We start from the raw sequence: 17,508 nt of genomic DNA on the forward strand, positions 1-17,508 counted from the left end.
TGTGTGACCTCGGTCCCCCGCGGGCACACAGGGAAGGCACGGCCCAGCATGGGTGTTGCACGATAGGTGAGCAACGACCGAAGAGATTGTTCATCGGTGACGACCAGAGGAGGAAGGCGATGACCCCGACCCTCACGCCGCCGCCCGCAACGGTGGCTCCCCCAGCCGCCGATGAACGGTGCGACCGCTGCAATGCTGCCGGCAAGCTCCGGATCACTCTGGCGGGTGGTAGCGAGTTGGTGTTCTGTGGGCACCACGCGAACAAGTACGCGGAGGATCTCGTGAAGATCACCGTCCGGTTCGCGACGGACCCCGAGTTCAGCTGGCGTGGCGCCGACCTGATGGAAAACTAAACCCGCAACCCGACATAGCCGACCGGAGGCCCCCCGAGGGTGTCTCCGGTCGGCTTTTCTCTGCCCACCAAACCCCCGCGCCCACGATCGTGCTCGATCCTGGAAGTAGTGGCCTCACCGACACGGGGATGCCACTGGATCCTGGATCGAGCACGATCATGGAGAGCTGACGCAGCCGGACCCCGGGCAGCGCCGGTCACCCGGGGCGGGGGGCGGGGGTGGTCGGTGCGGGTGGGGCCGGTGGGGTCAGAGGGTCTGCACGGTGGCGATGCGTTCCTCTAGCTGCTCGATGGTGGCCTGGGCACTCGGCGGGCCGCCGCAGAGTCGGCGCAGCTCCGCGTGGATCTTGCCGTGCGGCTGGCCGGTGCGGTGGTGCCGGGCGGCCACCAGAGCGTTCAGTTGCCGCCGGAGCGCCACCCGGCGCTGGGCGGCGCTCATGGGTGCCGGCGGCGCCACGGTGGGCGCAGCGGCCGGCTGAGCGGCCGTGCGGCGGCGCTGGGCGGCGAGTTGCTCGGTCTGTCGCTTGGTCAGCAGCAGGGAGACCTGATCGGCGGTGAGCAGACCGGGCAGGCCGAGGTACTCCTCCTCCTCGGGGGTGCCGGCCTGGGCCGCGGTGCCGAAGGACGCGCCGTCGAAGATCACCTGGTCCAGCTCGGCGGTGGCGGAGAGCGCGGCGAACCGCTTCTCCAGCTCCCCGCTGGCCTGGTCGTCGCGCTGGGCACGCTCCAGCAGATCGTCGTCGAAACCGTCGGCTTCCTTGGGTTTGCCGAGTACGTGGTCCCGCTCGGTCTCCATCTCGCTGGCCAGCCCGAGCAGGTGCGGCACGCTGGGCAGGAAGACCGACGCGGTCTCCCCGGACTGGCGTGCGCGGACGAACCGGCCGATCGCCTGGGCGAAATAGAGCGGGGTGCTGGCACTGGTGGCATAGACCCCGACGGCGAGCCGCGGGATGTCCACACCCTCGGACACCATCCGCACCGCGACCAGCCACCGCTGCTCGGACGCCGCGAATGTCGCGATCCGTGCGGACGCGCCCAGGTCGTCGGAGAGCACCACGGCGGCCTTCTCGCCGGTCACCTGCTCGATCAGCTTGGCGTACGAGCGGGCGGTCTGCTGGTCGGTGGCAATGATCAGCCCGCCGGCGTCGGCCATCCCGGCGTTGCGCAGCACGGTGAGCCGGGCATCAGCGGCCCGCAGCACCTGCGGCATCCAGTCTCCGGCCGGGTCCAGCGCGGTACGCCACGCCTGCGCCACCAGGTCCTGGGTCATCGGCTCGCCGAGGCGGGCCGCCAACTCCTCCCCCGCGTTGGTCCGCCAGCGGGTCTCCCCGGAGTACGCCAGGAAGAGCACCGGCCGGACCACGCCGTCGCGCAGCGCGTCGGAGTAGCCGTACACCGAGTCGGCGCGGGAGCGGAGCAGCCCGTCACCGCCCCGCTCGTAGCTGACGAACGGGATCGGGTTGTCGTCGGAGCGGAACGGCGTGCCGGTGAGCATGAGCCGGCGTACGGCGGGCTCGAAGGCGTTCTTCACCCCGTCGCCCCAGGATCGGGAGTCGCCCGCGTGGTGGATCTCGTCGAGGATGACCAGGGTGCGCCGGGTCATGGTGCGCCGACGGTGCACCTGCGGGGCCATCCCCACCTGGGCGTAGGTGACCACGGCGCCGTGGAAGTCGGCCGCGGAGTGCACGTCCGCGTTACGGAAGGCGGCGTCGAGTTGGATGCCCACCCGGGCGGCGGCGTCCGCCCACTGGTTCTTCAGGTGCTCGGTTGGGGCGACCACGGTGACCGCCTCCACCGTGCCGTCGCCGAGCAACTCGGCCGCGATCCGCAGGGCGAAGGTGGTCTTGCCGGCACCCGGCGTGGCGACCGCCGTGAAGTCCTCGGTGCGTCGGCGCAGGTACTCCACCAGGGCTTTGCGCTGCCAGGCGCGTAGGGCCGGGAACGTCTCAAGCACCGGCGTCCGGGCTGCCACGCGAAGCTCCTCTCCGACCGCACGACGGCGGATCCGGGGCGAGGGCCACGAGTACCGCCGCCCATGAAAACGCCTCCGCGCAGAAGCTGCCGCGAAGGCCGACTCAGCATAACCAGCGCGGGCGCTGCGGCCCAGGCGACGCCACGCTGGTCACATCCACCACCCCCGCCCGCAGCGCCCCACGACCCCCTCGCACGGGTGCCCGGCCCCGACACTCGGTCAGCGCGAGCGCGTCACCACTCCCGGTCGGTGCGGGGATCCGCCCCGCTGGTGCGCGGCGGGCGCATCGTCGCCACCGGGGCGGACCAGCGTCGGCGCAGCGCGATCAGACGCAGCCCGAAGACCAGTACGGCGGCGGCGGTGAGCGGTGCGGGCCCGGTCTGCCCGGCGACGTACAGCAGTGCCACCGCGACCGACCCGACCAGCGCGGCCACGGCATAGATCTCCCGGCGCAGCACCACCGGGATCTCGGCGGTGAGCAGGTCCCGGCCGAGCCCTCCGCCGATCGCGGTGAGCATGCCGATCAGGCAGGCGCCGACCGCCGGCACCCGGGCGTCGAGCGCCTTGAGCGTGCCGGTCACGGTGAACAGCCCGAGGCCCGCCGCGTCCAGCACCAGCACCGTGGTGCGCAGCCGGGCCAACTGTGGGTGCAGCCAGAAGACGGCGAGGGCGGTGACCGCGGCGGTGGCCACGTACCGCCAGTCGGCGAAGGCCAGCGGTGGCACCTCGTCGATGACCAGGTCCCGGAGGATCCCACCGCCGAGGGCGGCCACGAAGCCGACGAACGCGACACCGAACAGGTCGAGCCGTTTGGCCACCGCGGCCGAGGCCCCCGAGGCGGCGAACACGGCCACCCCGGTCAGGTCGGCGAGGAGCAGGGCGGTGGAGGTGGTCACCGCCGCAGGCTACGTCGCCGGCCGGAACGCCGGCCGGCGTTCACTCGCGGTACGAGTCGTAGATCTCCTTGCACTTGGGGCAGACCGGCGAGCCCGGCTTGGCCGCCTTGGTGACCGGGAAGGTCTCCCCGCAGAGCGCCACGACGTAGGTGCCCATGACGGCACTCTCGGCGATCTTCTCCTTGCGGACGTAGTGGAACATCTCAGGACCGGTGTCGGCGTCCTTCAGCTCCGGACGCTCGAGAACCTCTGTGCTCACGTCTGCACCTCCAACCGTCAAGTTTGGCAGGTCATCACGGCCGGGTCCACTTGAGGCCGGCCGAAGCCCCACCCCGTACCGTGCCCCCCGTGACTGACTTTCGCATCAGCTACGGCACCGAGGTGGCCGAGGCCCTGCACGACGGCCGGCCCGTCGTCGCCCTGGAGAGCACCATCGTCTCGCACGGCCTGCCCCGGCCGGAGAACCTGCGCGTGGCCCGGGAGATCGAGCAGACGGTCCGGGACGCCGGAGCGGTACCGGCGACGATCGGCATGATCGGCGGCGAGCTGGTGGTCGGCCTGGACGACGCGCAGCTGACCCGGCTGGCCACCGTCGATGGTGTGACCAAGCTCTCCGTCCGCGACCTCGCGGTGGCGGCAGCGACCGGCGCGGACGGTGCCACCACCGTGGCCGCGACCAGCGCGGTGGCCGCCGGCGCCGGGATCGGGGTGTTCGCCACCGGCGGTCTGGGTGGGGTGCACCGGGAGGCCGCGCACACCTTCGACGAGTCGGCGGACCTGATCACCCTGGCCCGGACCCCGATCGCGGTGGTCTGCGCCGGGGTCAAGTCGATCCTCGACGTAGGCGCGACGCTGGAGCGGCTGGAGACCCTCGGGGTCGCCGTGGTCGGTTACCGCACCCACCGGTTCCCCGGCTTCTACCTCACCGACGGCGGCTTCGACCTGGACTGGTCGGTGGACTCGCCGGAGCAGGTCGCCGCCGTGCTCGCCGCCCGTGACCGGCAGGCCGTGCACGCCGGCGGACTGATCATCGCCAACCCGCTGCCGGTCGACGAGCAGCTCGACCCGAAGCTGCACGACCGGACCCTCGCCGACGGCCTGGCCCGGCTGGACCGGGACGGGGTGACCGGCAAGGCCGTGACCCCGTACCTGCTGGCGCACTTCCACTCGGCCACCGAGGGCGCGAGCCTGGCGGTGAACGTCCGGATCATCCTGCGCAACGCCGACCTGGCCGCGCGGATCGCGGTGGCCTCGGCCGCCCGCTCCACCGCCGTACCGGCATGACCCACCCGGCCCGGGTGGTCGTCGTCGGGGACGTGATCACCGATGTGGTCGCCGTGCTGTCCGGGCCGCTCGCGGCCGGCTCGGACACCGCGGCCGAGATCAGCCTTGGTGGGGGTGGGCAGGCGGCCAACACCGCCGCCTGGGTCGCCGCGCAGGGGGTTGACGTCACGCTCGTCGCCGCGGTCGGCGACGACGACGCGGGGCGGGACCGGATAGCCGAACTCGACCGGGCGGGCGTCGACTGCGCGATCGACCGGGTCGAGGGCGTCCCGACCGGCATGGTGATCGTGCTGGCCACCGATGGCGAGCGCACCATGGTCAGCCAGCGGGGCGCGAACCTGCGGCTGAGCGCCGAGCACGTCGAGCGGGCCATCGCGGCGGTGCCCGACGCCGGGCATCTGCACCTGTCCGCGTACACCCTGTTGGACGCCGGGTCGCGCGGCGCCGGGCTGCGGGCGCTCGCCGCCGCCCGCGAGCGCGGGCTCACCACCAGCGTCGACGCGGCCTCCGCGGCGCCGCTGCGGCGGGTCGGCGCGGCGGCCTTCCTGGGCTGGGTACGCGACGTCGACCTGCTGCTGCTCAACGCGGACGAGGCGACGGCGCTGGCCGGCGGCCTGGACCCGGCGGCGCAGGGGCGGGCGCTGTCGGCGACCGCCCGGCGGGTGGTGGTCAAGGGCGGCGCGGCCGGCGCGGTCTGGGTCGACCGCACGGACACGGTCAGCGTGGCCCCGGCCCGGCGGGTGACGGTGGTGGACGTCACCGGTGCCGGCGACGCCTTCGCGGCCGGTCTGCTCACCGCCTGGCTCGCCGGCGCCACCCCGGCGGCGGCGCTGAACCGCGCCACCGACCTGGGCGCGCTGGCCGTCTCCACGATCGGCGCCCGGCCGCGGCCGTGACCTGCCGGACCCTGGCCCGCACGCGGGTCAGGGTTCGGCGTCGATGACCTTGTGCGGGCGCTCGTCGGCGGTGAGGCTCATCGGCGGGGTGTCGTCATGCTGGCGCGGGTGGAACCGGTTGGCCAGCCGGTGCTCTTCCTTGGGCGGCCGGTCGTTGGCCAGCAGCACGGCCAGCCACGGGATGAGCACCATGCCGAGGGCACACAGCGACAGCCAGAGCCAGAGCAGTGGGGCGTTCACGCCAACCAGGATCGCGCCGACAACGATGCAGGCGACCCTGATGCACATCATCAGGACATAGCGGCGCTGACGGCTGGTGAGCTGATCGTCCTGGCTGCGCGAGGCGTCGGTGATCAGAATCGGCTGGTACGCCTGACGCTTCACCATGGACCTCCTCGAGGGGATTACGCCCCATCCTGTCACCGCGTCGCCGTGATCAGCGAAATTCGACTCATCCCGTCGCGTGTTACGCCCGTGGTACGCTCCGCGACGTGGGCAGCAGGTTCAGCTTCACCGATGAGGCGTTGGCCAACCTGAGGGTCTACGACGTCACGCCCGGGGAAGTCTGGGAGGCGCTGCACAGCGCCCGACGGGTGATTCGCCACCTGGGCGACGACGTGATGGTCGTCTACGCCGTCGCCCGGCGGGGCCGCCGACTGGCGGTGCTGCTCGCCGAGGCCGATGGCACCGACAACGACTGGGACATCCTCTCCGCTCGCGAGCTGAGCGACGTCGAGTCCAAGCGCTACGACGAGGCCGTGCGGAGATCTCGCCGATGAGGAGGCCGTGACGATGCACCGTAACGACGCGACCAAGCAGTTCCACAGCGGCGACGACCGGATCGCCGAGCTGATCGATGAGAGCCCGGCGGTGGATCTGCCCACCCCCGACACCGACGTGCCGATGGTGAGCCGATCGGTCCGGCTGCCGCTGGACACCTACGAGCGGGTGCGGGCCGCCGCCGACGCCCGGGGCATCGGGGTCACCACGCTCATGCGTCAGTGGATCGAGGCCGGCCTGGCCGACCTGGACGACTCCGCCACCGTCTCGCTCGCCGACGTCCGGCGTGCGCTGGCCTCGCTGGCCCACCCCACCGCCGCCTGAGCGATCGGGTCAGCTGCCCGCGGTTTTCGCCTTCGCCGCCGCCTTCATCTGCTGCTTGTACTCCCGCACCTTGCGCAGCGAGTCGGCGTCGGTGACGTCGGCCACCGACCGGTACGCGCCCGGGTCGCCGTACCCGCCGGCCGCTTCCCGCCAGTCCTGCGGGGTCACCCCGAACCGCTTGCCGAGCAGGGCCACGAAGATCTGCGCCTTCTGCTTGCCGAAGCCGGGCAGCTCGGCGACCCGGCGAAACAGCTCGGGCCCGTCGGCGACGTCGGACCAGAGCAGGGCGGCGTCGCCGTCGTAGCGGTCCACCAGGACCTGGCACACCTCCTGCACCCGGGCCGCCATCGCCTTCGGAAACCGGTGCAGCGCGGGCGGGGTGGCGAAGATCGCGACCAGGGCCTCCGGGTCGTACCCGGCCAGCTCCGCCGCGTCCAGGTCGTGGCCGAGCCGCTGCTCCAGCACGTACGGCGAGGAGAATGCCTTCTCCATCGGCACTTGTTGATCAAGAACCATGCCAAGGAGTCTGGCCAGCGGGCTGCGCTCCAGCAGCAGGTTGGCCTCCGGGTCGATGGGTAGCACGAGCGTCATGCACACCATCCTGCCCGGCCGCCCAGCCGGGCGAACACCGACGCTCCGGGTCGGATCCGGTGGGTGGCGCTGACCGGGGACACAACGGGGGGCAGGATGGCGGCGTGGACGAACACGACATGCTGCTCTCCCCCGCTGGCGTCGACGCGCTGCGGACCGCGCTGACCGGGGCCGGGTTCACCAGCAACGGGATCGCGAACCGGCTCGGCGCGCAGGCGACCGGCGCGGTCGCGCGCAACGACTACCGGGCCGCGCTGCGGGCGACCGAGGACCGCGATCCGCTCGGCACCCTGATCCGGGTGTTCATCTGCGACCAGACCGAGTCGGAGGCGACGGTGGCCGCCGCGCTGGCGCCGCTGAGCATCGACGAGGCGGTGGCCGGCGGGCTGGTTGAGCGGCACGGCGACGGCCTGCGCGCCGGCGTCGACCTCGAACCGTACGGCGACGACTGGTGGGTGCTCGCCGACGTGCCGGCCAGCGCCCGGCCGGGCCGACCGCTGCACGCCGAGCACGTGCTCGGCCTCGGCGGGGCCACCCACACCCTGATCGGCGCGACCGTCCGTCGGCCGGTCGACACCGCGCTGGACCTGGGCACCGGCTCCGGCATCCAGGCCCTGCACCTGGCCACCCACGCGGGCTCGGTGACCGCCACCGACCTCTCGGTGCGGGCCCTGCGCTTCGCCGCGACCACCGCCGCGCTCAACGGCCAGGACTGGGAACTGCTGCGCGGCGACATGGTCGCGCCGGTGGCCGGCCGGCGCTTCGACCTGGTGGTGAGTAACCCGCCCTTCGTGGTGGGCCCGGGCACCACCACGCACGTCTACCGCGACTCCGGTCGGGTGGGTGACGCGATCGGCGCCGAACTGGCTGCCGCCGCCCCCGACCTGCTCACCGAGGGCGGCACCATGCAGTACCTGGCGAACTGGGTGCACGTCGCCGGCGAGGAGTGGGACGAGCGGGTTTCCGGTTGGTTCACGGGGACCGGCCTGGACGCCTGGGTGATCCAGCGCGAGGTGGCCGACCCGATGGCGTACGTCAACCTGTGGCTCACCGACGTCGGCGAGAGCGCCGACCCACAGCGGATGGCCGCCTGGCTGGACTGGTTCGACGCGCACAAGGTGGAGGCCATCGGCTTCGGCATCGTGTCGCTGCGCAGGGGCGGGCACGCTGACCCGGTGGTCCGGGTGGAGGAGCTGCGCCAGCGGGTGCAGCCGCCGCTGGGCGACCAGGTCACAGCCTGGTTCGACCGCCAGGACTTCCTTCGGGTACGCGACACCGAGGCGCTGCTCGCCGAGCGCTACCGGGCCGCCGAGGGCCTCCAACTGCGGCAGGAGGCCACCATGGGCGACGAGGGCTGGGCGGTGGACCGGCAGGTCCTCGCGATGCCGCACGGCCTGCGCTGGACCGAGGAGGTCGACCCGCTGGTGTTGGCGCTGGTCGGGGGCGCCGATGGGCGGCTGCCGCTGCGCGACCAGCTCGCGCTGCTGGCCGCGGCGCACGACGTCGCGCCCGATGAGCTGGCCGAGGCGGCCGGCCCGATCGTCGCGCACCTGGTGGAGCGCGGCGTCATCGAGCCGGTGACCGCCTGATGCGGGTGACACGGGCGGCCGGGCCGCTGGCGGGCGGCTGATGCGCGCGGTGGTGCAGACCGTCGGGCGGGCCAGCGTGACGGTGGACGGTGCGGTGGTCGGCGCGATCAAGGACGGCCTGCTGGTGCTGCTCGGGGTGACCCACACCGACACCGCCGAGACCGCCGCGACGATGGCCCGCAAGGTGCACGAGCTGCGCATCCTGGACGACGAGCGGTCCGCCGCCGACACGGGTGCGCCGATCCTGGTGGTCAGCCAGTTCACCCTCTACGGCGATGCCCGCAAGGGTCGCCGTCCGAGCTGGACCGCAGCGGCCCCCGCCGAGGTCGCCGAGCCCCTGGTCACCGCCGTGGTGACCGCGCTGCGCGAGCGGGGCGCGCCGGTCGAGACCGGCCGCTTCCGCACCCACATGCTCGTCGAGAGCACCAACATCGGCCCCCGAACCATCCTCCTGGACCTCTAACCCCACCCCGCACCCCCACCCCCGCACCCCCACAGCGGTGATCAAGAGGTTCGCGTCAGAACTCGCCCTCGATGTGACGCAAACCTCTTGATCACCGGGGAGGTGGGGTCGAGCACGTCCGTTAGGAGAAGAGGCCTCGGCGGGAGAGGGACTGGCGGAGCCAGCCGTCGAGTTCGGCGGTCCAGTCGGTGCGGTCGGCGGTGGCGTGGTCGACCGTGAAGCGGCCGAAGGCGTCGCGGCCCTCGGTGAAGACGCCGCCGCGCTTGTCGACCTCCAGCACCACCTGCATCTGCTGCGGGTCGGCGATGAAGGTGACCTCCAACTGGTTGATCGAGCGGGCGTACTGCGGCCCCGGGCTGAACTCGATCTCCTGGTAGAAGGGCAGCGTCTGCCGTACGCCGTAGATGTGGCCACGCTCCACATCGGCGCGGGCGAACCGGAAACCCAGTCGCAGCAACGCCTCCAGCAGGCGCTCCTGCGCCGGCAGCGGGTGCACCGCCACCGCGTCCAGGTCGCCCTTGTCGACCGCGCGGGCCACCTCCAGCTCCGTACGCAGCCCCATCGTCATGCCGTGCAGGTGCTGCCCGTACAGCTCAGTGACCGGCGTCTCCCACGGCACGTCGAAGCGGAACGGGATGTCGTGGCGCTGCCCCGGCTCCAGCCGGAACGCACCGGTGACCTGCTGGCGGTGGAACTCCTGAGTGGTGTCGTAGTCGTTGTCGCCGCTCTCCACCTCGACCCGGGTGACCAGGCCGAGCGCCACGTGGTCGATGTCGACCTGGTGGTCACCGCCGACGACCTGGATGCGGCCCTCCAACTGGCCGCCCGGGCGGCAGTTCGGGTTGGCCAGCACCGTCTCCACCGACGGGCCGCCGACCCCCATCGCCTTCATGAGCCGCTTGAAGACCACACCATCCTCCATCTGCTGTCCCCGCCGACCCGGGATGGCCGACGGTCGGGACGGTAGCCGGGGCGGGCAAGGCACACCGGGCGACACACCGCTCCGCCGATCCGACCGGATTCCTGTCGGGTGCCCGATCGCCTCACTCCCGTTTCACGCCCCGCCCGCCAAGCTGTGTGTCACACCGGCACCACTGAGCCGGAGGCACGGCACAGACGTGGATACGGGGAGAGACAGAAATGGTCCTGCAGATGACGGAACACCGGACGCGCCCGGCCGCCAGCACCGACACCGACGGGGCCACCGAGGTCCTCGCCGACCTGGACGCCACCGATGAGCGTGGCATCTCCACCGACCTGGTTCGGGCGTACCTCAACGGGATCGGCCGGACGAAGCTGCTGACCGCGGCCCAGGAGGTCGACCTGGCCCGGCGGATCGAGGCCGGCCTGTTCGCCGACGAGAAGTTGTCCACCTGCACCCCGGTCTCGCCGGAGCTGCGGGCCGATCTGGAGCTGATCGTCGCGGAGGGCCGCGCTGCCAAGGACCACCTGCTGGAGGCGAACCTGCGGCTGGTGGTCAGCATCGCCAAGCGCTACACCGGTCGCGGGATGGCTTTCCTGGACCTGATCCAGGAGGGCAACCTCGGCCTGATTCGCGCGGTGGAGAAGTTCGACTACGCCAAGGGCTACAAGTTCTCCACCTACGCCACCTGGTGGATCCGCCAGGCGATCACCCGCGCGATGGCCGACCAGGCCCGCACCATCCGCATCCCGGTGCACATGGTCGAGCAGGTCAACCGGATGGTCCGGGCCCGCCGCGAGCTGGCGGTGTCGCTGGGCCGCGAACCCACGGTCGCCGAGGTCGCCCAGGCTCTGGACATCCCCGAGTTCCAGGTCATCGAGCTGATCTCCTACGACCGGGAGCCGGTCAGCCTGGACCAGGCCGTCGGCGACGACGGCGAGAGCGCGCTCGGTGACTTCGTGGCGGCGGTGGACCCGCGCGGCGTGCCGGGCGACGCGGCCGCGCAGGGCGAGCTGCGCAACGAGGTGAGCATCGTGCTGGCCACCCTGTCGCAGCGGGAGCAGGCGGTCATCCGGCTCCGGTTCGGGCTGGACGACGGCCGGCAGCGCACCCTGGACGAGGTCGGCCGGGAGTTCGGCCTGTCCCGGGAGCGGATCCGGCAGATCGAGAAGGTGACGCTGCTGAAGCTGCGCGCCCCGGAGCGGGCCCAGCGCCTGGAGGCGTACGCCTGCTGACGCACCCGGTTCCCATGGAAGGCCTCGGCGGTTCGCCGGGGCCTTTCATGCTGTCGAGGTGCTTGACGGCGGCACCGATCCGCGATAGAAACCATGTGGTTATACAACCAGGAGGTTATAGGCGGTGGGCACCGAACTGTTGGACGCGACCTTCGCGGCGCTGGCCGACCCGACCCGGCGGGCCATCCTGGCCCGGCTCGCGGGCGGTGAGGCGACGGTGACCGAGCTGGCAGAGCCCTTCGCGATGAGCCAGCCGGCCATCTCCAAACACCTCAAGGTGCTGGAACGCGCTGGCCTGATCAGCCGGGGGCGGGACGCCCAGCGCCGACCGTGCCGGCTGGAGGCCCGACCGCTGCGGGAGGCCACGGCCTGGCTCGCCGACTACCGCGACTACTGGGCGGAGAGCTACCAGCGCCTCGACGCCCTGCTCGACGAACTCCAGGCCCTCGACCAGACCGACGCCGAGCGCCGGCGTGCCCGACTGGACGGGACGGACGGGTGACCGGCATCGGCGACCCGCTCGTCGTACACGCCCCGGGCGACCGGGAAATCGTGTTGAGTCGGCTGTTCGACGCACCGGCGCACCTGGTGTTCGCCGCCTTCACCCAGCCTGAGCTGCTGGTCCGGTGGTACGGCGCACGCGGCTGGCGGCTGGCGGAGTGCGATGTCGACCTGCGGGTCGGCGGACGGTGGCGGTACGTGTCACTGGGCCCCGAGGGCGCTCGGATGGTCCAGGCCGGGGTCTACCGGCAGATCGAGCCACCGCACCTGCTGGTCTGCACCGAGCTCTTCGATGACCAGTCCTACCCGGGCGAGACGCTGGTCAGCCACGAGTTCACCGAACTGGCCGGGCGAACGACAGTCACCACCACGCTGCGCTACGCCACCCCCGAGGGGCGGGACACCGTACTGCGCTACCCGATGGCCCGGGGCGTCGGGCAGAGCTTCACACGGCTCGCCGAACTGCTGCACCTGACAACGACGATGCGAGGAGAGACACCATGAACTGGACACTGGAAGTGGTGATCGTGCCGGTCTCCGATGTGGACCGGGCAAAGAAGTTCTACGCCGACCAGCTCGGCTTCGCCGTGGACCACGACACGGTGGTCGGCGACGGCGCACGGATCGTCCAGCTGACCCCGCCCGGGTCCGGCTGCTCGGTCGTGATCGGCAAGGGCGCCGTCCCGGACATGCCGCCGGGCTCGCTCAAGGGACTGCAACTGGTGGTGGCCGACCTGGAGCGGGCCCGCGCCGAGCTGGTCGAACGTGGTGTGGAGGTCAGCGAGATCCAGGTGCTGGGCGCCAGCCCGAGCCCCACGCCGCACCCGCTGGACAACGTCGGCTTCGTCTTCTTCACCGACCCGGACGGCAACGCCTGGGCCATCCAGCAGATCTCCAGCCGCGCCTGACCGGACCCGCTGAGAAGGGGCCTGACCGGACGCGCTGAGAAGGGGCCCTCACAAGCGGCGGGGGCCGGTGTCCGGTCGGGCGGCCACGCCGCCGACCCGTACCTGGGCGTGCAGGACCGAGATGCCGTCCGGGCGGGCGAGCACCGGGTTGAGGGTCAGCGAGCGCACCCGGGGCTGCTCGTCGGCGAGCTGACCCACCCGCAGCAGCAGGTCGGCCAGGGCCGCCCGGTCGACCGGTGCGGCGCCCCGGTGCCCGCGCAGCAGCGGCGCCGCCCGGGGCTCGTCGACCAGCTCTGCGGCGTCCCGGTCGGTCAGCGGCACCGCCCGCCAGGCCCGGTCGCCGAGCAGCTCGGTGGCGACCCCGCCGAGGCCGAAGCCGACCACCGGCCCGAACGCCGGATCTTCCACCAGCTCCACCACGCAGGCCACCCCGGGCGGGACCATCGGCTGTACCAGCACGTCCGCGCCGAAGGCCGCCGCCAGCTCGGCGTACGCCCGGCGGACCGTCGACTCGTCGGGCAGGTCGAGCCGGACCGCGCCCAGGTCGAGCCGGTGCCGCAGCCCCGGGGCGGCGGCCTTGAGCGCGACCGGGAAGCCCAGCCGCGCCGCCGCGCCGGCCGCGGCGTCGACCGAGTCGACGGGCACCGACGCCACCACGTCGATGCCGTACGCCGCCAGTAGCGCGGTCGGGTCAGGCGGGTCGGCGCGCAGCGCGGTCTGCGCGGCGGTCCGGTCGATCCGGGGCAGCTCGGGCGCGACTCCGGGCGGGCGACGCAGCCATTCGGCGTACCGGTGCACCCGGGCGAGTGCCCGCACCGCCTCCTCCACGCCGCCGTACACCGGCACCCCGGCCGGCAGTCGCCCGACCAGGAACGTCGCCACGGTCGGCTTACCCAACGCGAGTGCGGCGGGCAGCGCGGCGGCGACATCGGCGTCCACATTGCTGGGTTGACCGGGCAGCGGTGGGGCGAGGACCACCACCAGCGCGTCCACCCGGTCGTCGGCCGCCGTCTCGGCCAGCGCGGCCGCGAAATCGGCGGCGCCGGCGCTCGGCCCGACGTCACGGGGGTAGCCGTCAACGACGGTGAGGCCCTGCCCGGCGCAGGCGCTCGCCGCCAGGCCGGTCAGCGCCGAGGAGTTGCCGACCACGCCGACCCGGCCGCCCGCCGGCAGTGGCTGGTTGGCCAGCAGCACCCCCACGTCGAGCAGCTCCGGAACGGTGTCCACCCGGATGACCCCGGACTGGGCGAAGAGCGCGGCCACCGCCACCTCGTCCGGCCCGGCGGTGTCGCCGACCCCGACCGGACGGGCGGGCGAGGCGAGCGCGACGACCGGTTTGGCCCGGCCGATCCGCCGAGCCAGCCGGGCGAACTTGCGCGGATTACCGAAGGTCTCCAGGTACAGCATGATCACGTCGGTGTCGGGGTCGTCCTGCCAGTACTGGAGCAGGTCGTTGCCGGAGACGTCGGCCCGGTTGCCGGCCGAGACGAAGCTGGACAGCCCGAGGCCACGCCGGTCGGCCTCGGCGAGCAGCGCCACCCCGAAGGCACCGGACTGGCTGAAGATGCCGGCCCGACCGGCTGGAGGCAGCGCCGGGGCGAGGGTGGCGTTGAGGCGTACCGCCGGGTTGGTGTTGGCCACGCCGAGACAGTTCGGGCCGACCACCCGCATCCCGGCGGCGTGCGCCGCGCGGACCAGCGCCCGCTGCATGGCCGCGCCCTCGGCGCCGGCCTCGCCGAAGCCGGCCGAGATGACCACCAGGCCGTGCACTCCCGCAGCGGCCGCGTCGGCGACCACCGCGGTCGCCGCCTCCGGCGGGACCGCCACCACCGCCAGGTCCACCGGCAACTCGGCGTCGACCGCCGACCGGTACGCGCGCAGCCCCGCCACGGTCGACGCGCTCGGATGCACCGGCACCACCGCACCGGTGAAGCCGCCGTCGCGCAGGTGCCCGAGCACCGCCGCGCCGACGCCCTGGCCGGTGGCGCTGGCACCGTAGACGGCGATCCCGCGCGGGGCGAGCAGCCGGGCGATCGAGCGGGCCTCGGTGCGATGCTCCCGACCGCGCTGCACCTCCAGCGTGGCCTCGGTGGGCGCGATCGGGAAACTCAGGTGCACCACGCCGTCGGCGTACTCGCGCTGGACCTGGTAGCCGAAGTCGGCGAAGACCCGCAGCATCGTCCCGTTGGCCGGCAGCACCTCGGCGACGAAACTCATGATGCCGTTGCGCCGGGCGGCCTCGGCCAGGTGCTCCATCAGCACCGAACCGATGCCCCGGCCCTGGTGGGCGTCCTCCACCACGAAGGCCACCTCCGCCTCCGGGGCCTGCGGGCCGAGCCGCTCGTAGCGGCCGACCGCGACGATCTGGTCGCCGGCCAGCACCACGAACGCCTCCCGGTCGCGATGGTCGACGGTGACGAAGCGGATCAGATCCCGCTCGGGGATGCGCGGGTACGGCGAGAAGTAGCGCAGGTAGCGGGTGCGCTCGGAGAACCGGCCGTGCATCGCCACGATGTCCGGCGCGTCCTCCGGACTGATTGGTCGCAGTTGGACGGTGCTGCCGTCGCTGAGCAGCACGTCCACCGACTGGTCGACGGTCGTCACCGGCCCGGCTCAGTCCCGCGGATCGTGCGGGTCGAGCCCGAGCAGCGGGAACACCGTCTTGCGGGTGGCCGCGATCGCCCGGTCCACCGCGTTCGGCTCGCCGGTCGGCTGCCACGGCTCGTACGACGGGTCCGCGTCGTCGGTCATCCGCAGCGGCACCTCCCGACCGGGGCCACGGGCGGCGGCCAGCGCCCGCCACGGCGGCGGGGTGAGCGTCGCCGGGTCGAGCGGGGCGCCGGTGGCCACAGCCAGCAGATGGGTCCAGGCCCGGGGCACCACCTCGACCAGCGCGTACCCGCCGCCGCCAGTGGCCACCCAGCGGCCGTCGCACAGCTCGTCAGCGAGCGCCCGCAACGCCAGGTAGGTGGCCCGCTGCCCGTCCACCGTCAGGTTCAGGTCGGCGAGCGGGTCCAGCCGGTGCCCGTCGGCGCCGCACTGACTGACCAGCACCTGCGGTCGGAACGCCCGCAGCACCGACGGCACGATCGCGTGGAACGCCCGCTGCCAACCGGTGTCGTTGACGCCCGGGGGCAGGGGCATGTTCACCGCGGTGCCCTGCGCGCCCGGCCCACCGGTCTCGTCCGGGAAACCGGTGCCCGGGAAGAGCGCGAGTGGGGTCTCGTGCAGGCTGACCGTGAGCACGCGAGGGTCGTCCCAGAAGATCTCCTGCACCCCGTCGCCGTGGTGCACGTCGACGTCCACGTACGCGACCCGCTCGGCGCCCAGGTCGAGCAGGCGGGCGATGGCCACCGCGGGGTCGTTGTAGACGCAGAAGCCGGAGGCCCGGGCCGGCATCGCGTGGTGCAGGCCACCGGCCACGTTCACGGCTCGCCGGGCGTCACCCCGCCAGACCGCCTCGGCGGCAGCCACGGTGGCGCCGGCGATCAGCGCGCTGGACTCGTGCATCCCGTCGAAGACCGGATTGTCGGAGGTGCCCAGCCCGTAGCCGGCGAACAGCGGGTCGTACGGCGCGGCGCGCACCGCAGCCAGGTAGGCCGGCTGGTGCACCCGGGCGAGCAGGGCGTCGTCGGCGGGCTCCGGCTTGACCAGGCGTACCCCTGGGCGGTCCAGGATGCCCAGCTCGCGGGCGAGCGCGATGGTCAGCTCCACCCGGACCGGGTCGAGTGGATGCTCGCCCATGTCGTAGGCGAGCAGCGACTCGTCCCACACCACCACCGTGTCCTCGGACATGAGCCCATCGTCGCACGAGGACCGTCGCCGGCCCATCGCACGCGCTGGTCAGCGACCGGGTGTCGGTCCGGAGGCGACCGGCCGGGTCGGGTCGGCCACCCAGTTGCTCCACGATCCGACGTAGAGCGCCGCGTCCGGTCGGCCGGCCAGGTGCAGCGCGAGCACGGCCTGCGCGGCGGTCACCCCGGAGCCGCAGTACGCCCCGACGGACCGCGCCCCGGTCACCCCGACGGCGGCGAACCGCTCGCGCAGCACGTCGGCGGCCGGGAAGCGCCCGTCCGGGCCGACGTACTCGGTGGCGGGCAGGTTCGCCGCTCCTGGCACGTGCCCGGCGACCGGGTCGATCGGCTCCACCTCGCCGCGGTAGCGGGGCGCGGCCCGCACGTCGAGCAGCACGGCGTCGTCCGCGGTCGCCAGCGCGGCGGCCTGCCCCGCGTCGAGCACCGGGAGATCGCCCGGGCGCACCTCGACGTCGCCCGAGGCCGGGGCGGGCGCCACGGTGGAGACGGGCTGGCCGGCGGCGACCCAGGCCGGGTAGCCGCCGTGCAGCAGGCGGACCGGGCGGTGCCCAGCCCAGCGCAGCGTCCACCAGGCCCGGGCGGCGGCCAGTCCGTCGCCGCCGTCGTACACCACCACGGGGTGACCGGCGCGAACGCCGGCGGCCCGCAGCGCGGCCTGCAACGCGGCCGGGTCGGGCAGTGGATGCCGGCCGCCGGCACCGGGTGGCCCGCAGAGTGCGGTGTCCAGGTCGACGAAGACCGCGCCGGGCAGGTGACCGGCCAAATAGTCGTCGCGGCCGGGCGGGCCGGTGAGCCGCCAGCGGACGTCGAGCAGGGCGGGCGGATCGGCGCGGTCGAGCTCGGCGGCGAGCCGATCGACCTCGACCAGCGGCTCCTGGGTACCGGACATGGCGACCATCCAACACCATCCCGGTCGTCGGCTCGCGGCTCGGCGGCGGTCGATCGGCGTTCTCCGAGGTAGCATCGTGCACCGGAGGGCC

20 protein-coding genes are annotated in these 17,508 nt (G+C 73.2%); 11 read left to right on the forward strand and 9 right to left on the reverse strand.

The window, feature by feature from the left end:
• Nucleotides 1-119: 119 nt before the first annotated feature.
• On the forward strand, nt 120-353 hold the full coding sequence (locus ACFY29_RS23120; RefSeq protein ID WP_328424885.1) for a hypothetical protein: 234 nt from the start codon (nt 120-122) through the stop codon (nt 351-353).
• A gap of 246 nt (nt 354-599) precedes the next feature.
• On the opposite strand, the gene ACFY29_RS23125 is transcribed toward ACFY29_RS23120, so the two are convergent.
• From ACFY29_RS23125 to ACFY29_RS23135, 3 genes are all read right to left on the reverse strand, one after another.
• Nucleotides 600-2,324: a DEAD/DEAH box helicase gene (locus ACFY29_RS23125; RefSeq protein WP_328424883.1), complete on the reverse strand. Its 1,725-nt coding sequence runs from the start codon at nt 2,322-2,324 to the stop codon at nt 600-602.
• 233 nt (nt 2,325-2,557) lie between these two features.
• On the reverse strand, nt 2,558-3,220 hold the full coding sequence (locus ACFY29_RS23130) for a trimeric intracellular cation channel family protein (protein WP_328424881.1): 663 nt from the start codon (nt 3,218-3,220) through the stop codon (nt 2,558-2,560).
• A 40-nt stretch (nt 3,221-3,260) separates the two neighbouring features.
• Nucleotides 3,261-3,479, reverse strand: coding sequence for a DUF3039 domain-containing protein (locus ACFY29_RS23135; protein ID WP_088946800.1), 219 nt, complete (start codon nt 3,477-3,479; stop codon nt 3,261-3,263).
• Nucleotides 3,480-3,568: 89 nt separating this feature from the next.
• On the opposite strand from ACFY29_RS23135, the gene ACFY29_RS23140 reads away from it, so the two are divergent.
• Nucleotides 3,569-4,504, forward strand: coding sequence for a pseudouridine-5'-phosphate glycosidase (locus tag ACFY29_RS23140; RefSeq protein WP_386989457.1), 936 nt, complete (start codon nt 3,569-3,571; stop codon nt 4,502-4,504).
• Entirely contained in the window at nt 4,501-5,400 is a 900-nt protein-coding gene (locus ACFY29_RS23145; RefSeq protein WP_386989460.1) for a carbohydrate kinase family protein, read from the forward strand. The genes ACFY29_RS23140 and ACFY29_RS23145 overlap by 4 nt, the downstream gene beginning before the upstream one ends.
• A gap of 27 nt (nt 5,401-5,427) precedes the next feature.
• Here the strand turns inward: ACFY29_RS23145 and ACFY29_RS23150 are convergent, their stop codons facing one another.
• Nucleotides 5,428-5,787: a DUF3099 domain-containing protein gene (locus ACFY29_RS23150; protein WP_328424875.1), complete on the reverse strand. Its 360-nt coding sequence runs from the start codon at nt 5,785-5,787 to the stop codon at nt 5,428-5,430.
• 104 nt (nt 5,788-5,891) lie between these two features.
• Between ACFY29_RS23150 and ACFY29_RS23155 the strand changes: the two genes are divergently transcribed.
• Both ACFY29_RS23155 and ACFY29_RS23160 read left to right on the forward strand, forming a co-directional pair.
• On the forward strand, nt 5,892-6,179 hold the full coding sequence (locus ACFY29_RS23155; RefSeq protein ID WP_328424873.1) for a hypothetical protein: 288 nt from the start codon (nt 5,892-5,894) through the stop codon (nt 6,177-6,179).
• A 13-nt stretch (nt 6,180-6,192) separates the two neighbouring features.
• Nucleotides 6,193-6,504, forward strand: coding sequence for a hypothetical protein (locus tag ACFY29_RS23160; protein ID WP_278138095.1), 312 nt, complete (start codon nt 6,193-6,195; stop codon nt 6,502-6,504).
• Between the two features lie 9 nt (nt 6,505-6,513).
• Here the strand turns inward: ACFY29_RS23160 and ACFY29_RS23165 are convergent, their stop codons facing one another.
• Entirely contained in the window at nt 6,514-7,104 is a 591-nt protein-coding gene (locus tag ACFY29_RS23165; protein WP_355608375.1) for an HhH-GPD-type base excision DNA repair protein, read from the reverse strand.
• Between the two features lie 95 nt (nt 7,105-7,199).
• On the opposite strand from ACFY29_RS23165, the gene ACFY29_RS23170 reads away from it, so the two are divergent.
• Nucleotides 7,200-8,684: a methyltransferase gene (locus tag ACFY29_RS23170; protein WP_386989465.1), complete on the forward strand. Its 1,485-nt coding sequence runs from the start codon at nt 7,200-7,202 to the stop codon at nt 8,682-8,684.
• Between the two features lie 40 nt (nt 8,685-8,724).
• Nucleotides 8,725-9,147, forward strand: a complete 423-nt coding sequence (dtd, locus tag ACFY29_RS23175; protein ID WP_328424867.1) for a D-aminoacyl-tRNA deacylase — start codon at nt 8,725-8,727, stop codon at nt 9,145-9,147.
• A gap of 121 nt (nt 9,148-9,268) precedes the next feature.
• On the opposite strand, the gene ACFY29_RS23180 is transcribed toward dtd, so the two are convergent.
• Entirely contained in the window at nt 9,269-10,057 is a 789-nt protein-coding gene (locus ACFY29_RS23180; protein ID WP_328426374.1) for a sporulation protein, read from the reverse strand.
• A 230-nt stretch (nt 10,058-10,287) separates the two neighbouring features.
• Between ACFY29_RS23180 and sigB the strand changes: the two genes are divergently transcribed.
• The 4 genes from sigB (at nt 10,288) to ACFY29_RS23200 (ending at nt 12,713) form a co-directional block, all read left to right on the forward strand.
• Nucleotides 10,288-11,304, forward strand: a complete 1,017-nt coding sequence (sigB, locus tag ACFY29_RS23185; protein WP_386989468.1) for an RNA polymerase sigma factor SigB — start codon at nt 10,288-10,290, stop codon at nt 11,302-11,304.
• A gap of 124 nt (nt 11,305-11,428) precedes the next feature.
• Entirely contained in the window at nt 11,429-11,806 is a 378-nt protein-coding gene (locus ACFY29_RS23190; RefSeq protein ID WP_386989471.1) for an ArsR/SmtB family transcription factor, read from the forward strand.
• Between the two features lie 5 nt (nt 11,807-11,811).
• A complete protein-coding gene (locus ACFY29_RS23195) occupies nt 11,812-12,309 on the forward strand; it encodes an SRPBCC family protein (protein WP_386989924.1) in 498 nt (165 codons plus the stop codon).
• Nucleotides 12,306-12,713, forward strand: coding sequence for a VOC family protein (locus tag ACFY29_RS23200; RefSeq protein WP_386989474.1), 408 nt, complete (start codon nt 12,306-12,308; stop codon nt 12,711-12,713). The genes ACFY29_RS23195 and ACFY29_RS23200 overlap by 4 nt, the downstream gene beginning before the upstream one ends.
• A 48-nt stretch (nt 12,714-12,761) precedes the next feature.
• Here the strand turns inward: ACFY29_RS23200 and ACFY29_RS23205 are convergent, their stop codons facing one another.
• The 3 genes from ACFY29_RS23205 to ACFY29_RS23215 are packed head-to-tail and all read right to left on the reverse strand — an operon-like array spanning nt 12,762 to nt 17,417.
• Nucleotides 12,762-15,317, reverse strand: a complete 2,556-nt coding sequence (locus tag ACFY29_RS23205) for a GNAT family N-acetyltransferase (RefSeq protein ID WP_386989477.1) — start codon at nt 15,315-15,317, stop codon at nt 12,762-12,764.
• Nucleotides 15,318-15,326: 9 nt separating this feature from the next.
• The gene (locus tag ACFY29_RS23210) at nt 15,327-16,508 is read right to left on the reverse strand and encodes an acetoin utilization protein AcuC (RefSeq protein WP_386989481.1); all 1,182 of its coding nucleotides are present in this window, start codon (nt 16,506-16,508) and stop codon (nt 15,327-15,329) included.
• A gap of 48 nt (nt 16,509-16,556) precedes the next feature.
• A complete protein-coding gene (locus tag ACFY29_RS23215) occupies nt 16,557-17,417 on the reverse strand; it encodes a sulfurtransferase (protein ID WP_386989483.1) in 861 nt (286 codons plus the stop codon).
• Nucleotides 17,418-17,508: the final 91 nt, after the last annotated feature.

Source organism: Micromonospora sp. NPDC000668 (assembly GCF_042897975.1).
GTDB lineage: Bacteria > Actinomycetota > Actinomycetes > Mycobacteriales > Micromonosporaceae > Micromonospora.

Bases quoted from the DNA above. Each gene is read 5' to 3' on its own strand.
- ACFY29_RS23120 (WP_328424885.1), top strand. From the start codon at position 120: ATGACCCCGACCCTCACGCCGCCGCCCGCAACGGTGGCTCCCCCAGCC.
- ACFY29_RS23145 (WP_386989460.1), top strand. From the start codon at position 4,501: ATGACCCACCCGGCCCGGGTGGTCGTCGTCGGGGACGTGATCACCGAT.
- ACFY29_RS23150 (WP_328424875.1), bottom strand. From the start codon at position 5,787: ATGGTGAAGCGTCAGGCGTACCAGCCGATTCTGATCACCGACGCCTCG.
- ACFY29_RS23160 (WP_278138095.1), top strand. From the start codon at position 6,193: ATGCACCGTAACGACGCGACCAAGCAGTTCCACAGCGGCGACGACCGG.
- ACFY29_RS23165 (WP_355608375.1), bottom strand. From the start codon at position 7,104: ATGGTGTGCATGACGCTCGTGCTACCCATCGACCCGGAGGCCAACCTG.
- dtd (WP_328424867.1), top strand. From the start codon at position 8,725: ATGCGCGCGGTGGTGCAGACCGTCGGGCGGGCCAGCGTGACGGTGGAC.
- sigB (WP_386989468.1), top strand. From the start codon at position 10,288: ATGGTCCTGCAGATGACGGAACACCGGACGCGCCCGGCCGCCAGCACC.
- ACFY29_RS23200 (WP_386989474.1), top strand. From the start codon at position 12,306: ATGAACTGGACACTGGAAGTGGTGATCGTGCCGGTCTCCGATGTGGAC.
- ACFY29_RS23210 (WP_386989481.1), bottom strand. From the start codon at position 16,508: ATGTCCGAGGACACGGTGGTGGTGTGGGACGAGTCGCTGCTCGCCTAC.
- ACFY29_RS23215 (WP_386989483.1), bottom strand. From the start codon at position 17,417: ATGTCCGGTACCCAGGAGCCGCTGGTCGAGGTCGATCGGCTCGCCGCC.